General features: G+C 57.9%; 18 protein-coding genes. 11 read left to right on the plus strand and 7 right to left on the minus strand.

Annotated features, from left to right (window positions below; translation table 11 throughout):
* Positions 1-33 precede the first annotated feature (33 nt).
* Both chrA and CSC67_RS07740 read right to left on the minus strand, forming a co-directional pair.
* Complete coding sequence (gene chrA, locus CSC67_RS07735; RefSeq protein ID WP_118993949.1) at positions 34-1,263, minus strand: chromate efflux transporter; 1,230 nt, start codon at positions 1,261-1,263, stop codon at positions 34-36.
* Positions 1,260-1,688 carry a PadR family transcriptional regulator gene (locus CSC67_RS07740; RefSeq protein ID WP_245220167.1) on the minus strand — a complete coding sequence of 143 codons (429 nt, stop codon included), beginning with the start codon at positions 1,686-1,688 and terminating at the stop codon, positions 1,260-1,262. The genes chrA and CSC67_RS07740 overlap by 4 nt, the downstream gene beginning before the upstream one ends.
* 442 nt (positions 1,689-2,130) lie before the next feature.
* On the opposite strand from CSC67_RS07740, the gene CSC67_RS07745 reads away from it, so the two are divergent.
* From CSC67_RS07745 to CSC67_RS07785, 11 genes are all read left to right on the plus strand, one after another.
* The gene (locus CSC67_RS07745) at positions 2,131-2,316 is read left to right on the plus strand and encodes a hypothetical protein (RefSeq protein WP_118993950.1); all 186 of its coding nucleotides are present in this window, start codon (positions 2,131-2,133) and stop codon (positions 2,314-2,316) included.
* Positions 2,317-2,343: 27 nt separating this feature from the next.
* On the plus strand, positions 2,344-2,505 hold the full coding sequence (locus CSC67_RS21330; RefSeq protein WP_167752798.1) for a hypothetical protein: 162 nt from the start codon (positions 2,344-2,346) through the stop codon (positions 2,503-2,505).
* Between the two features lie 82 nt (positions 2,506-2,587).
* Positions 2,588-3,052: a single-stranded DNA-binding protein gene (ssb, locus tag CSC67_RS07750; protein ID WP_118993951.1), complete on the plus strand. Its 465-nt coding sequence runs from the start codon at positions 2,588-2,590 to the stop codon at positions 3,050-3,052.
* 68 nt (positions 3,053-3,120) lie between these two features.
* Positions 3,121-3,480, plus strand: coding sequence for a hypothetical protein (locus CSC67_RS07755; protein ID WP_135227444.1), 360 nt, complete (start codon positions 3,121-3,123; stop codon positions 3,478-3,480).
* A 73-nt stretch (positions 3,481-3,553) separates the two neighbouring features.
* Entirely contained in the window at positions 3,554-3,709 is a 156-nt protein-coding gene (locus CSC67_RS21335) for a hypothetical protein (protein ID WP_167752799.1), read from the plus strand.
* Positions 3,710-3,725: 16 nt separating this feature from the next.
* Entirely contained in the window at positions 3,726-5,666 is a 1,941-nt protein-coding gene (locus CSC67_RS07760) for a ParB/RepB/Spo0J family partition protein (protein ID WP_118993953.1), read from the plus strand.
* A 53-nt stretch (positions 5,667-5,719) separates the two neighbouring features.
* Positions 5,720-5,992, plus strand: a complete 273-nt coding sequence (kleA, locus tag CSC67_RS07765; RefSeq protein WP_118993954.1) for a stable inheritance protein KleA — start codon at positions 5,720-5,722, stop codon at positions 5,990-5,992.
* 88 nt (positions 5,993-6,080) lie between these two features.
* Entirely contained in the window at positions 6,081-6,338 is a 258-nt protein-coding gene (locus tag CSC67_RS07770) for a FitA-like ribbon-helix-helix domain-containing protein (RefSeq protein WP_118993955.1), read from the plus strand.
* Complete coding sequence (locus tag CSC67_RS07775; protein WP_118993956.1) at positions 6,335-6,760, plus strand: type II toxin-antitoxin system VapC family toxin; 426 nt, start codon at positions 6,335-6,337, stop codon at positions 6,758-6,760. Before CSC67_RS07770 ends, CSC67_RS07775 begins: the two co-directional genes overlap by 4 nt.
* Positions 6,761-7,103: 343 nt before the next feature.
* Positions 7,104-7,739: a DNA methyltransferase gene (locus CSC67_RS07780; RefSeq protein ID WP_118993957.1), complete on the plus strand. Its 636-nt coding sequence runs from the start codon at positions 7,104-7,106 to the stop codon at positions 7,737-7,739.
* Positions 7,740-8,452: 713 nt separating this feature from the next.
* The gene (locus CSC67_RS07785) at positions 8,453-8,881 is read left to right on the plus strand and encodes a hypothetical protein (protein WP_118993958.1); all 429 of its coding nucleotides are present in this window, start codon (positions 8,453-8,455) and stop codon (positions 8,879-8,881) included.
* A 144-nt stretch (positions 8,882-9,025) separates the two neighbouring features.
* Here CSC67_RS07785 and CSC67_RS07790 read toward each other — a convergent pair whose 3' ends face one another.
* Genes CSC67_RS07790 through stbB form a run of 5 tightly spaced genes read right to left on the minus strand, consistent with a single transcriptional unit; the run spans position 9,026 to position 15,131 of the window.
* Positions 9,026-9,319, minus strand: a complete 294-nt coding sequence (locus CSC67_RS07790) for a hypothetical protein (protein ID WP_118993959.1) — start codon at positions 9,317-9,319, stop codon at positions 9,026-9,028.
* Positions 9,319-12,306: a MobF family relaxase gene (mobF, locus tag CSC67_RS07795; RefSeq protein WP_118993960.1), complete on the minus strand. Its 2,988-nt coding sequence runs from the start codon at positions 12,304-12,306 to the stop codon at positions 9,319-9,321. Before mobF ends, CSC67_RS07790 begins: the two co-directional genes overlap by 1 nt.
* A complete protein-coding gene (locus CSC67_RS07800) occupies positions 12,275-13,960 on the minus strand; it encodes a type IV secretion system DNA-binding domain-containing protein (RefSeq protein WP_118993961.1) in 1,686 nt (561 codons plus the stop codon). The genes mobF and CSC67_RS07800 overlap by 32 nt, the downstream gene beginning before the upstream one ends.
* Before the next feature lie 57 nt (positions 13,961-14,017).
* Entirely contained in the window at positions 14,018-14,416 is a 399-nt protein-coding gene (locus CSC67_RS07805; protein WP_135227445.1) for a hypothetical protein, read from the minus strand.
* 7 nt (positions 14,417-14,423) lie between these two features.
* Positions 14,424-15,131, minus strand: coding sequence for a StbB family protein (gene stbB / locus CSC67_RS07810; protein ID WP_118993963.1), 708 nt, complete (start codon positions 15,129-15,131; stop codon positions 14,424-14,426).
* Positions 15,132-15,346: the final 215 nt, after the last annotated feature.

Below are 15,346 nucleotides of genomic sequence, written 5' to 3' on the forward strand. Positions count from 1 at the left end.
GTGGTGCTACTGTGCATGGTCAGCCGATCGGCTTCAGATACCCATCACCATGACCCAGCCCGCCAGCCCGGCCAGCAGCACCACGAGCGCTGGCGGCACCCGCCCTACGGTCAGCAGTCCGAACGAGAGCAGCGCCAGTCCAAAGTCAGCCTTGTTGTGGATGGCGCTTGTCCACACCGGGTCGTACAAGGCTGACACCAGAATGCCGACCACGCCGGCGTTGATACCGGCCATGGTCGTCTGGATGCCTGCGCGGTGGCGCAGCCCTTCCCAGAACGGCAGCGCGCCAACGAGCATGAGGAAGGCGGGCAGGAAAATCGTGCCCAGCAGCGCCAGCCCGCCAACCCATCCGTGCAGCGGCCCATTGGCCACCGCGCCGAGATAGGCCGCGAAAGTGAACAGCGGCCCCGGCACGGCCTGCGCCGCGCCATAGCCAGCCAGGAAGTCGGCATTGCTCACGGCGCCGCTGGGCACGACTGTTGCCTGCAGCAGAGGCAGCACGACGTGGCCGCCGCCGAAGACCAGCGCGCCAGAGCGATAAACCCCTTCCACCAGGGCCAGCGTAGACGAGCCGGTGGCCGCCGCCCACAGCGGCAGCCCGGCGAGCGGTACGGCAAACAACAGCAGCGCGGCAACGCCCAGCTTGCGCGAGACTGGGTAGCTGTGGGCCTGGCCGCCGCGCGGTTGCTCGACTTTCAACCCCCACCAGCCCAGCAAGCCCGCCGCCACGATGGCGGCAACCTGCCCCGTGGCCGAAGGCAGGACCATGGTCAGCAGCGCCGCCAGAATAGCCAGGGCAGCACGCGGGCGATCCGGGCACAGCGACTTGGCCATCCCCCAGACGGCTTGCGCCACGACGGCTACGGCCACGATCTTGAGCCCGTGCACCCAGCCGGATTGGGCCAGCCCCTGGTAGTTGTCGATACCCAAGGCGAACAGGATCAGCACGATTGCTGACGGCAAGGTGAACCCTGCCCAGGCCGCCAGCAGCCCCAACCAACCCGCCCGCTCCAAGCCCAGCGCCATACCCACCTGGCTGCTAGCCGGGCCGGGTAGGAATTGGCACAGGGCGACCAAATCGGAATAGCTGCGGTCGTCCAGCCAGCGGCGGCGCTCGACGAACTCCGAGCGGAAGTAGCCCAGGTGCGCGATCGGCCCGCCGAAGGAGGTCAGTCCCAGCTTGAGAAAGGCGCCGAAAACCTCCACGGGCGAGCCGTGTGCTGCAGTGGATTCTTGTTGCACGGTACCGGTTGGATCTGTCATTTGTGCATTGCCTCCCCGGCGAACTCCCGGATGCGGTCCTTGGCCAACGCTAGGCCTTCCCTGCCTTTGGGGGTGATCGTGTAGAGCTTGCGCACGGTTCGTCCCTCACGTTCCTGGTGGGAGACGAGGTAGCCGTCTCGCTTCATCTTGTGCAGCATCGGGTACAGCGTTCCTGGGGAGAGGCGGTAGCCGTGATGAGCCAGCTCATCGATCATCCACTGCCCATAGATCTCCTGCTCGGCCGCGTGGTGCAGTACATGCAAACGGATCAACCCCGACAGCAGGTCGTGGTGCTCCATCGTTCGCGGTATCGGTTGTTTTTTCATTATCGAAAAACGATAACGAAATTCGATAGTTTCGTCAAGCAAAGCCACCTTGAGAAGCAGGCGGGGCTGACCGGGCTCTGTGAGAAATTTGACTTTCAAGACAGTTGCTCACGCCTTCGCGCCTGCCGGCGCTGCGCACTGTCGTTTGCAATGGGCCGTTGGCCCAGTTTGACCCACGCCAGGGCGCGGGTAGGGGCGCTCGCCGCGCGGCCGGATCGACATGCCAATGCCGGGCGCCTCTGATTCCCGTCCTGTCAGCCCGTCGCCCCAAAACGCCGACTGTATCACTGCGGTCCGGCGCTCCAAGGGCTTTCGCGGCATAAACCGGTCGCTGCGCTCCCTATTTATTCCACGGTCCCTTTCCGCTTGTCCCTACGTGACCCAGCACGGCAAGGGCGACGAACTAACAGGACGGGCGGCAACACCGAAGCAGGCAACTGCTGTTGTCGATTCCGAAAACCCACGAAGGGGGCTCGGAATCTTCAGTCCAGGTCAGCAGGAAAAGCCCATTTTTTGAAGCGTTTGTTTAAAGGAGAAAAACATGAATGACCAAATCCCGGCCCATGGCTTTGATAACTACGAGGACGCGTGCGATGCGACGTTGTCGCGGGAGCGGGCAATTGCAGAAGTTGAGCGCCATGCCTTGAATGTGGACGACTTCTTGAGCGAAGTAGGCGACAAGCCTGCCTATACCGGTAAGGAAGTGCTGGACTGGCTCGGGTACTAACCCAGGGCGATAACTGAGCAAATGAACATGACTACTGCACGCGCCTGGGCGATCTTCGACTACTGGTTCAACTGGCACGGCCATTGGGTTTTCGGCACGTCTGACGCCGATAAGGTCCGCGCCGAAGAGGCATGGAAGACGCGGGGTATTTACAGCCTGCCCGACTATCCGGGCCCGCGTCCTGACTGACAACCCCGGCTCATGCCTCGCGGCGCGGGGCATCGGCAGCGGCTGTCGCTGAATCTTTTCTCAACAACCACAAGGAGTTCTCATGGCATCGGTCAACAAAGTCATTCTCGTCGGCAACCTGGGACGCGAGCCGGAAGTGCGCTACAGCCCCGATGGGGCCGCCATCTGCAACGTCTCCATTGCCACTACCTCGCAATGGAAAGACAAGAGCACCGGCGAGCGCCGCGAAGAAACCGAATGGCATCGCGTCGTCTTCTACAACCGCTTGGCTGAAATCGCCGGCGAGTACCTGCGCAAGGGCCGCTCGGTCTACGTGGAAGGACGCATGAAGACGCGCAAGTGGCAAGACAAGAACTCCGGCGAAGACCGCTACAGCACCGAGGTCGTGGCCGATCAGATGCAAATGCTGGGCGGTGATCGTCAGAACAGCGAGGCGGCTGCAGGCGCTTCAGATAAGCCAGCAGGACCCAAAGGTAAGACCCCACGCGCAAAAGGTAAGCAGCAGCCCGCACCCGCTGACCTCGACGACAACAACATTCCCTTTTGATCGATAAAACCTAGCCTCGGCCAACACGGTCGAGGCTCACTCCGAGCAAACGAAACGAGGCCAATATCATGAAGAACGCAGCTACACAACCCGGAACCGTCGTGCGTACCTTGCTGCGAATTGCCGTCGCAGGGCGCGAAGAACGCTTCGTCGCCGATGCAGTGGTCCAGTATTTCGACCGAATCATGAATGCCTCGGGACGCAAGCTCAAATCCTATGGTCTGCGGCCGGTGGTCGCACCTGTTGCGGCCGAACTGGCATTGAACCGCGCTCGCAGCGCTCGCACCTATCACGAGTTCGTTGCCCGCTTGATCGATGACGACGAATACGTGGCGCAGATGGCACTGCGCGCCGTCCAGTTCTACGCCTCGAGCGCGCAAAACGGTGCGGCCCAGGCAGTGCGCCGCAACCTTGCCTATATCCACTGAAATTAAGAAGCCCCTCGTCGGCGGCAACCGACAAGGGGCGAACATCACTACCAACTGTGAAGGAGTATTAGCGATGCAACCCGATCTTACCAAACTCGCTGTCACCGTGCTGCGAGCCCATCTCGAACACCGGCCAATTCGGCTACCAGCTATGACGATGCGCCAGCTTGGCACCTTGTCGAATCTGCTGCGCCAGCTTGAAACCCCCGCTTCGCCCACCCGCCACTAATCAAGGAGGAACAACCATGACCATCACATACATTCCCCTCAGCAAGATCACCCTGTCCAAGGAATACCAGTCCCGTAAAACGGTCAGCGAAGTGGGCATTGTCGAGTTGGCCGAAGAGATTCATGCAGAGGGCCTGCTGCAGAACTTGGTTGTCGTCAAATCAAAGAAGCGGGGTCATTTTGAAGCCGTGGCAGGGGGCCGTCGCTATCGCGCCATGCAACGCATCGTGGCCGATGGACGCTGGCCGAAGGACCATCTTGTACCGGTGCTGGAGGTTCCAGCCAAGAAGGGTCTCGGCAATTCCATCGCGGAGAACGTCTATCGAGAGCCCCTGCATCCTGCGGACGAGTTCGAAGCTTTTGCGGAACTCATTGCGCAGGGCGAATCTGTCGAAGATGTGGCAGCGCGTTTTCGCGTGACGCCCAATATCGTCAAAGGTCGCATGAAGCTTGCCAATGTTGCGCCCGAGTTGCTGCAAGCCTATCGGAACAATGAGCTATCACTGCAGCTATTGATGGCCTTTACGATCACGGACGATCAGGCGCGGCAGATGGAAATCTGGAACCAGATGAATGCCTGGGATCGAAAGAATACGCAGCCATCCGTCGTACGCAAGCAGCTCACGAATCAGGCGGCAACTGCGAATCATCCGTTGGCCCGTTTTGTTGGCCTGGACGCATACGCGGCTGCCGGAGGCCAAACCTACCGCGACCTGTTTGCCGGAGAGAACGATCTGCAGGGCATCTATCTGCAGCACTTCGACATCCTGCAATCGCTGGCCGAGGCGAAGCTACAAGCGGAGATGGACCGAGTCGGCGAGGGCTGGGCCTGGATGCAAGGGGCACTGTCGCAGCAGGACGCACCCTGGGCCGGTTACAGCAACAAATTTGGACGTGTTTACGCGAAGGAGGGGAAGCTCACGAAGGCCCACGCAAAACAAGTCAAGGAGCTGACTGCGCGGATCGACGCGCTCAGCGCCCAGATGGATGCCCTGGTCGATGATGAAGGCGACGAAGACGAATGGCTCAAGCTGGAGGAAGAGCACGACAGCTTGGCCGCGCAGCGCGCTCAAATTCATGAGGCTGCAAAAGCGTGGCCCGATGAAGCCAAACAAATATCTGGCGTCGGCGTTTATGTCTCCCACGATGGAACACTCGACATCACCTATGGCTTGATCCGGCCCGAGGACCGTAAAGCCGCCCAAGAAGCAGCGCAATCGTCCGGTGAGGGCGAGGACGGTGAGGAGCCGGGCATGCGCACCTCCCTGCCTGCACCAATGACGCGGCCCACTCACTCGGAAAGGTTAGTCAGGCAGTTGTCGGCCAATAAAGTTGGCATCGTCGGGGTGGAACTGGCAGGCCGGCCCGACATTGCTCTGGCGGTGCTGGTCGCGCAGCTGGCTCGGTCTTCGTTCGGGACCGGCTACTTTTCGGTGGGGGACTACGGCCTGGGCGTCAATCTGAAGACGGAAGCGATCGATGCCCACGCGCCGGATTTTGCACAGAGCAAGGCCGGGACCGAAATGGCTAAGTACCGTCAACACTGGCTCGACCAGTTGCCCATCGACGAGGACGGTGAATTGAGCGAGGGCGTTTTGCAATGGGCGCTGGAGCAAGACACCGCATCGCTGCTCGAGCTATTGGCTTTCATCTTAGGAACCAGCGTGCAGGGTGTGCGACACACCGAATCGGTCAGGGCAACCACCCTGGACCAATTGGCGGTTGTTATCGGCGTCGACGTTCACCAGTGGTGGGAGCCCACTGCCGATAGTTATCTGGGCCACGTCTCGAAGGGCCAAATCACCACGGTCGTGGCCCAGGCGCTTGGCGATGAAGCTGCTGCCCCGCTCGCGAAGCTCAAGAAGGGCGAGGCCGTATCGCACGCCGAGCAGCTGCTGGCGGGCAAAGGATGGTTGCCCGGGCCGCTGCAGGTTATCACTCCATCGGCTGAAAACTAAGCACCTGCAGGCCGGGTCGGACGACCCGGCCTACCACGACTCAAGGAGACATCATGATCGACATGGAATTCTTGCTGGCCATTGATAAGCTGCCCGAAGTGGGCGTGCGTGTTCTGCGACGGCGAGACGGGGTACTGAGCCTCTTGTCCAGTGCCGAAGACTTGCGCCGACGTGCCGACCTAATCGAGGACCAAGCGTTGCAGGCACAAAATGCACTCAAGGCTCGGGTGGGAAAGCTGTGGACTGACAAGGAAATGGTAGGCATTCTCCGAGGCCAAAGGTCAGAAACATCGGAACGACCCGCCGCCACGGAGCAACGAGAGTAGGTTGCCATGTCCCTAACCATGTTATTGCAAGTTGATATCAGATAAATTATAATGATATCAACGATGTCTTTCTTAAAAGGATGCTTTCATGGCGAACGTCACCGTTAGAAATTTACCCGCTGAGGTGCATCGCGCACTTCGCGTGCGGGCGGCACAACATGGCCGCAGCACCGAGGCGGAGATTCGCGACATTCTTGAAAACGTGGCTCGACCCCCAAAGCGCGTCAAACTCGGCTCTCTGCTGGCGTCCATCGCCCGCGAGGCGGGCGGGCTGACCAATGCCGAGGCCGAACGCATTAACCAACAGCGCGACAAAACGCCCGCCGAGCCGATGAGGTTTGAATGATCGTTCTCGATACTAACGTCATTTCCGAGTTGTGGAAGGCCGAGCCGGATCCGAACGTAATGGCCTGGATGGACGCCCAGGCCATCGAAACCCTTTATCTGTCCGCGATCACCGTGGCCGAACTGCGCTTCGGCCTTGCCGCGATGCCCAAGGGCAAGCGCCGGACAGTTTTTCAGGACCGCATGGAGCAAGTGGTTTTGCCGATCTTTGAGGGCCGCGTACTGGCCTTCGATCTGGACACGTCTAAAACCTATGCAGAGCTGATGGCGAGGGCGAGAGCAGAGGGTAAAGCCATCGGCAATGCAGACGGCTACATAGCCGCCACCGCTGCTACGCATAGGTTGATCGTGGCGACCCGCGACACAAGCCCATTTGAAGCCGCAGGGGTTGAAGTCATTAATCCTTGGGAGGCATCGCTCTAAATATCAGAGGGGTCCATTCAATGACGCTCATTGTTGTCGTCGACCGGAACTCTGGCTCGTCAGAAAAAAAACCGGGTGAGTGCTCCGCAAATCTAGACATTGCACTGCACGGCGCATACTGTCGCCGCCTCTTGCAGCGCGGCCGCACTGAACCCGCTCGGCTCGAAAGCTTGTAGCCGATCCGGATCAGTGCTTCAAGGGCTTTCGCGGCATAAACCAGTCGCGGTGCCCGCTCCCTATTTATTCCACGTCCCTTGACCGCGCTGCCTTCGTCCGCGCCTGCCTGCCCCGTGCAGTGCAATGCGGATCGGCCGCCATTGCTGCACCTTCTCAAGGAGCTGCCATGGGGCGTTACTACTTGGGCGACTGTCGCGCCATACTTCCTACTTTCCCAGACCAATGCATTGACTTTGTGCTGACAGACCCTCCGTACTTGGTGAACTACCAGGATCGAACCGGGCGCAGCATCGCCAACGACCGCGAAGCCGACTGGCTCGCACCAGCGTTCAAGGAAACGTACCGGGTCTTGCGCCGTGACGCATTCTGCGTCTCATTCTATGGATGGAATAGGGTCGATCAGTTTTTCAAGGCCTGGAAGGAGGCAGGCTTTCGCGTCGTGGGCCATCTTGTCTTTGCCAAGACCTATCAGTCCAGCGCAAAGTACGTTCAATATCGGCATGAGTCTGCCTATCTGTTGGCAAAGGGAAAGCCAGCGCTGCCGGTTAACCCGCTGCCCGATCTATTGCCATGGAAATACACCGGCAACAAGTTACACCCCACCCAAAAGCCGGTCGAAAGCCTTGCGCCACTGGTGGAGGCATTCAGCGAACCCGGAGCGATCGTGCTCGACCCCTTCGCTGGGTCCGGTTCAACTTGCGTAGCCGCTCATAAGGCGGGGAGACGCTACATTGGTATCGAACTTGATGCGGGCTACCATGCGGCCGGTCTTGACCGATTGGCAGCCCAGGGGAGGGCATAGGCTATGCAGACCCATCCCTCAGACTCCAGCACACACGATTTAAGTGGAGAACTTGCAAATTATCTACGTGGTTACATAGGGCATGATGCTTCAAGGTTGGGCTTCGTCCTGCAGTATCCCGATTGGCCTGGAGCTGCATTGATTTCCCTGAAGATGCGTGCAACGGCGTTACTTGACCGATTGCCCGATGACCATCTGCATGCTATTGCGACTGGGGTGGTCAGCCTTGCTGACACCGCTCGCGGCCTGGCTCGTTAGCTATTGCCATCGCATGCACAGCCCTCCCCACCAGGCATTCGCCTGGTGGGTCCCCAGTGGTCGACGTCGCCCCTTAAGCGGCCTACCGGCCCCTTAAGGGCAGGCCCACTACGGACCTGAATCCTATCGGATTCCGCCCCTTAAGTGAGCCACACAATACGCACCCTACGGGTGCCGTAAATCATTGTTTTACTGACAGGTTTTCTCAGACATGTGCGACAGCGTGTCGGACAACATGCGAGCTGGCCCGCATAAAGACTATGTCTACATGGATGACAATGGGCTGAATAGGCACTGGGCGCCAAATGGCAAGACTCGTCATGACAGATTCTTTGTTCATTCGCACATAAAAAGATCTATTCGTACAAATACGATAATTGGTCCGCGAAATTGGACAGAAATAAGGCATATGTATATAGTTTTGTTCCAATACCGTACAAGAATGGACGATCCCTATGGACCACCCCAAATTGTTGCTCGAAAGGCTTGAAAATTCACTGGCCGAGTGGGAGGTTTTTGGCCGGCGCGCCCAGCTCGAGGCCATCATGCCCGTGATAGATTTGCTGACCGCACACAAAGTTGGCTGCACGGTGCTGGCCAAACTATTAGCTGAACGTAAGTTCGAGATCAAGGCCGACACCTTGCGCCAGTCTCTGCATCGATGGAGATTGAAGCAGAACCGCCAATCCGATCAGTCGACGCTGGCGGATGCGGGTTCGCGCGTCCCTGACGAGCAGGGCGTCTATTCGCGAAGTGAACCTGGCGTATTACCGGGGGCAAACCTGCCGGCAAAGCCGTTGACCAAAGCGGGCCTGGCGGAAATACGTAACGGACACGTGGACCTTGGCGAAATCGTAAGGTCGGCTCGCAAGAAAAGCAGTTGATAAAGAAAACTGCGATCGGAACGAAATACCATAGACACCGAACAAAATGCATAGGCCTTTTATTCCTCATCAATGGCATCATGGAGGCGGCTCCGGGCAAAAAAAAGGGACGCCGAAGCGTCCCTGTGCCATTGTAGTGCGGCCTTATTTATTCCATTCTCCAACGCCATCCCAGAGGGTGTTCACCGCGGTCTTCATTATCGATGCCGCTCCAGCGTCCGTTTGCGCGAAAAGCACCTCGTACAGCTGAAATTGCATAAGCCCTAATCCGCTAGGCGCCAGATATTGGCCATATGCACGGATAACAGCATGTGCTTCTTCTATTCTCTCAATGTATGGGGCCACGGCCAGGTCATAGTCTTCGCACGTGTCAGGGTCTGGTTCAATTAAAGCGAGGTATTCTAGCGCTCGCTTGAAGTCTTCGAAGTCGGTAGTCATTACATTCTCATGGCATAATCGTTTGTCCCATTAAGAGAGGGCCTTTCGCTGGCTATCTCTTTGCGGAGACGGAGATGATGGGAACTCTGTGCGAGTCCGATATCAAGCGCGGCAGACTTTTCCTCTCGCCTGGACACGGCGAAAGGCAATTTCGTCATATCGTCAGTAAAGATCCGGATGGACTCACGGGCTCGAGAGATGCCGACGTAGAAGACATCGGATTTCGTAGTTCGGGAGAAAGATTCCATATTCAAGATGACGCCTTGTTCAGATAGACCTTGGGCACTATGAGCAGTCGTCGCATAGGCCAAGTCCATGTGGAACGGCCTGGCTTTGTCACCGCCCGTCAGCAGTACTTCTCGCTTTACCTGGCCATCTGCATCGACGCGACCCAGCTTGACCGTGCCGGCCGTGACCGCCAAGACCTCATAACGTTCGCCATTGGCCAGATCCAAGCTCGCATCGTTGCGTGTGATCCGCACCATGTCGCCGGCAGACAGCTCGGTTTGCAGACGCTCATAAACGGATATCCTGGTGGTGCGTGAAGGATTGAACGTCACTTTCTCGCCTGTCTGGAGGTCCACCACCGCGATTCGATTACGCTGGCTGTCGACGTTGACGATGGTGTACTGCCCGTCGTGCCGCAGCCCATTCTTATAGCCGCGTTCCGGCTGTATGATTTGGCCCACTTGGAAGTATCTGGCCGATCGGCGTTGAGCTTGAGTGGTGTCCACGCGGGTGAGCAAAGTGAACTCCAGTCCCTTGCCTTCGAGGCCACGTTGTCGGTGAACGTACTCATTGATTACTCGGCGGGATTCGTTTGTGCCTGTAACAATCAAGGTTTCACGTTGCGACGCCAAAGACAGGCTTGAGAAGGCCTCGGCAACCTGTTCATAGCGTTGTTGGCTGTCCGAGACTTCTGCCACCGCCCCTAGCTTGTCCTGAATCACATGTAGTGCTTCAGAGGATCGACCCCAAGCGGCCAGCTCGACCCCTTTCCGCAACTCCAGATTTGTTTGACGAACGATATCGCCCATCAACGCGGTTTGCATGCCGGCATCCTGCAATTGGTGCATGGGCCGGCCCGCCTCGATCGCCTTGGTCTGTTCCTTGTCCCCCATCATGACGACCCGAGCGCCAGCCTTCTCTGCCTTCTTGAGAATCTGTTCCATCTGGCGGGTGGGAACCACCGCTGCTTCGTCTATGACAAGAACTGTCCTTTCATCCATCTCAAACCGGTTCTGCTTTTGCGTAAGCATGGAGGCCACAGTAATGGCCTCTACTCCAAGTCGACGTAGTTCCTTGACTTGGGAACCGTACGGGGCAACTGACTTGACGGTATAGCCCTTTGACTCTATTTGGGCCTTTACATGCTTGAGCATGAAAGATTTGCCCACACCTGCGAGCCCCTGTACGCCAACGATTCGATTTGTCGACGTGAGAATGAGTTCGGCCGCTGCCAACTGGCCGGTCTTCAGACCGGAATCGGCAAAGGCATTGATTGCGGCTGCTTTGTCAAAGAGTGGAGAAACTTTGCCCCGGCCCTCCCTCTCGATCTGCAGGATTCGTTTCTCGAGCTCGCGTGCATATTGGGTGGTGTAATGCACATCAGTGAGCGCCAGCCCGCCCGTGGCGATCGCGCGCCGTACATCTTGACGTGCCTGCTCCGGCGTTACTCCCTCGCGTACCATGCGCTCGACCCAGGTCTGGCGAGAAAGTACAGCTGCACTTTGATCGCCAACGCTAGACTGATAGAGCGGTGCGCCTTGCACCAGGTGCCCGTCTTGGACCGCGTGCTGAATTGCCCGCTTGACGTCCCAGTAGGTGGCGCCCGTGCCCATGGCGTGGTTCATCGCCGTGCCAATGAGCTTGGCCTCGGTCATGGTCGATTCGCGTTCGGAGATATGTCGAATGGCCCATTTCACACATTGGTCCGCAATACCCGCACGTAAGGCCTGAACCGGATGCCCAGCGTCCGGCGCTTCTTTTTCGTTGCTTGGCCTTGGAGCCGGCCTGCCTCTGCTCGTCGGGGGGAGGCCCGATTCAGGTAGTCGGAAAGGCCTAAGCTCCTTTTCAGCTCCCTGCTTGGCGCGGGTAAAGTCGATACCCATATCCTTGGACTCTTGAGCCCAATGCCGTTGCAGCGCATCGCGTGTAATCGCGGGACGTTTCTCGTTGCGCGTTGCGAGCGTAATCGCTTGTTTGAGCTCACGGCTGGCCGAGCCGCGGGTCTTGCCGATCTTGGCCAGTTCTGACTGAACCGTCATGCCGCGTTTTGAGAAGTGCTCTATCTGCTCGCGGCTGATGTGTGCCAGTTCGAAGTTGTCCTTTTCATAGCGAATGGCGTAGCCGGCGTTCTCTAGGTACGTGGCCATCTCGCATTTATAGATCATATCCAGCAGCATTTTTGAACGAAAGATCTGCTCATTACTGATCGATACCCATGTCCCATCGGCGCGCTGCGTCGCGTTCATGAGGATCGAATGCGTGTGGAGCTGAGGGTCCGCTTCGTCATATTCGGTCGGTCTGGCGGTCTCATGTCTAAATTTGGCGATGATCGCTTTGGCTGTCTGCTCTGAGGTGGATTGGCCATCCTCCTTTTGCCGTCCTCGTATCAATTCCTTTTCCAAGTACTCGAGCGCTTTGGTCACGGCATGGTCATGTGCTTTCAGAATCGTGGCGTCCTTGCCGATGAGGGCTTGCATGCTCACGGACTTGGGCGCGGAGAATGTGACATCAACGCCCGCACGCGCCTTGGCATCCTTGCGTACAGACCGAGAAATGCCCACCTCAGGACCGAAATCGCCACGCATCGCGGCCACGAATTGTGCTTGCGTGACTTCGCCGGTTAACCCTATTTGCTCGGCACCTCGGCCCTGCCATTGCGCTGCACCGCCTTCTTTGCCGTAGTAATCATCTTTTTGGTCGGCGTAGTAGTGGCCGGCCTTGTTGGCGTTACCCCTGTGTAGGGTCTGAAGGGAGATCATTCATACTCCGTAAGGTGGTCGGCTCGCCCGAAGTAGGCCCCTCTGGGCTGATATCGCATGGCGGGGCTTGCGTTTGTCCGCCCGGCCAACTGCTGGTGGACGCTGCTGAGAAGTTCAAGCCGGCCCGCTCCACAAACGCTGCGTTCTTCGAAGCAAACGAGACAGGTATGAGTTTGAACTTTGTGATTGGTCGATCCTCCGCGAAGGCCACATAGCCGGTCAGTTCAGGAAGTGCCTGAATTTGCGATGGCGTGACAACCGCCTCCTTAATAGTCTCCATTTGCTCTGTGGTGCCCGTGTCGCGGCCAGGGTTCCGTGAATCCACATACTTTGGACGAAGTACTTCGTGTTCACCCAGTGCTGTGGACATCTCCTTTGCGGTTTCAGGATCAGTTTTTGAACCTCCAAGGACCACCAAGTTCCTAAAGCTCGCCCTCAATGTCTGCGCCATCTCTTTGCCATAGATGCTTGCTAGCTGGGACACTGATTGCAGACCGGCCACGACCCGAACACCATGTTTTCTGCCTTTAGTCAGCACATCCTCTAATGAGGCGAGCTTCTCGAGTGATGCAAGCTCATCGATAAAGAGCCACCACCTGGCGCGGGGATTCTCTGGCATGGACAGCACGGCCGAGCAGAAAACGTCAACCCAAGCCGATAAGAGGGGTTTCATGGCGGTCTTCATGTCTTCGCGCCAAGTAATGTATAGGCTCCCTTTACCGTTCTCCATCCAATCTCGGATACTGAACTGGCCGGCCGGCATGGAGCGGTGCTCTGAGAGCTTGTTGGACAAGACGAACCGTGCGCTATCGAATGCTCGAGTCGATTCAGAGGCGCCCGAGAAGAGCGCCTCGGCCTCAGTGTCTTTGAGGAAAATCTGTAGGTCTTTGAAGGGCGCTTCGCAGCACCAGTAGATCACCTGTTTGATATCCCAGATGTTGGCCATATGTAGCTTTCGCGATACGGCACGCAGCAATAGGCGGCCGAAGCTATTCCATTCTTCGGCATTGGCATCTGGGCCCAGTGGAACGACTGAGAAGGACAGGCGCTTCCAGTCATAATCGGCACGTACTTCATTGAAGAACATCCATTCTTGCGTACGGGCGTCATAGGGATTGAGCAGGATGTCCTGACGACGCCCGAATTTGCTAAACAGATCTCCATTTGGGTCTACGACGACTGCGCGATCCCGCCGTTTCAGTACTGAGAAAAGGAGTGCCCGAAGAAGTACGGATTTGCCCGAACCTGTCGCGCCATTGAGAAGAAGATGCAGATTCTCGAGCGCCGACGGCATCGGGACGCCTGCGACGTCCACTTGCTGCATTCCCTTTTCTCGGCAACGCCGGACGAGTGTCTTGAAGGGGACTACCTGCGTGCCTCGAATATATTTCTTGTAGCCCGCTCCATCGAATCCCTTTGTTCGTGAAAACTTCTTCAACGATATGCCTAATGCCAATGCAATGAAGAGGCCGGCGACTGGGGCAAGGGTGAGTTCCAGATGAAAAGGGGTGGCCCGCATCCAATGGGCGACATGTAGCCAAGTAGCAGACCTGGGTGCAATTCCACTCAGTACCAAGGCAGTTATGAGCCAGAAGCAAGCCGGAAAGACGAGAAGGGCGAGCTTAGTGATTCGCCTGCGAATATGTGGTGCCATGGGCAGTACTCTCTACTTTGAATAAACAACACAAGGCGCGCAGGGTGCGCCCCGCGATCAGGAAGTCAGGACTACGAGGCAGACCAGGCCCCCCACCAGCGCACCCAGCAGTCCACAAGCACCTGCAACGGCGCCGACGAACCAGGCGTTTCGAGTGCTGGCGTTGAGCAATGTCTTACCTGCACGACGAAGGTCCTGCTCTGAGCTGGCCAGCGCTGCGCATGAAGCCTGCAGCTGCTGTGCCGATTGGCTGCAGGCCTGATTAGCCGCCGTCGCGGCTACTTTCTGTAGAACGGCAGGCATAGACGACAACGTAATGGACGCCGCCTTCAAGTCATTCACCAAGCCATCGTTTGCTTGCTGTAGCCGCTCGATGTCGATGAGCAGTTCGCGGTACAGGAACTCGAGCTTGGATCGAGGCTGCGCTGAAGGCTGAAGCATTTCCCGATCTTGCATACGACACCTAGGCGAAAAGAGCGCTGAACGCGTCGTCCAGTTGACGTTGTACAGGCTTGGCCAGACTGCGCAGCGCGATCATGTCGGTGATTCGTTCGATACTCTCTTCATCGTCCAAGTCCGTTTCCCGTAATTGCTGGCGGTAATCGGTGGCATCCGCCAGTACTGCTTCGATGGTGGTGCGCCGATTGGCCAACAAGTCGAAAAGTTCAGTCTCCAGGATCTGGGCCTGCGGGTTGGCCAGAAACGAGCCAGACACGCGCTCGTAGGCGAATATCGCTTCGAACTCATCCACAGCGCGCACGTCTACACGATTGAACAGCACGCGAATGCGGTTGCGGTCAACGCCTGCAGCGCTAAGGGCTTGGATCGTTTTGATGGTTTCTCGCTGTGCTTTACCAGAGCTGATGACGGGCAGAACGTAGTAGTCGATCTCTGATTGGGCTTGGTCATACTTGACGAGCTCGCCCAGGAAGTCTTCGATGTTCGAGGCGCCCACGTCGATGATGGCCGCCGGTACGACGAGAAGTTTGCGGAATATCTTGCCGAAATGTTCGCCCCGCACCTGGTCCACGTCCAGGCCCAGGTCAGCAGCGCTCTCGTTGGTCGATTCGACCGCGATGATTTCAGCGCCAGGGATGCGCGGGGCAAGCAAGTGGCTGGTGGACACGGTTTTGCCGACCGAGCCGGAAAAGTTCACGAGTGCAACTTTCATGGAAACTCCAAAACAGGTGGGCTCGCACGGCATACTTGCGACGAGCCGAGAGTGAGTGTGTAAAAGACGGTGGCTTCGCATGGCGCAGCAGCGAAGCGGATGATCGCGTTTGCGCTATGGGCGAGGAGCGACTCGCCAGCCGTTCATGATCCCCCGCGTGGAGCGAGAGCAAGGTCGGCGCCGATGGCGCCGGGACGGGTGCTGCATGCTGGTCC

Origin of the sequence: Pusillimonas caeni (assembly GCF_003545815.1) — a bacterium.
Taxonomy (GTDB): Bacteria; Pseudomonadota; Gammaproteobacteria; order Burkholderiales; family Burkholderiaceae_B; genus Pusillimonas; species Pusillimonas caeni.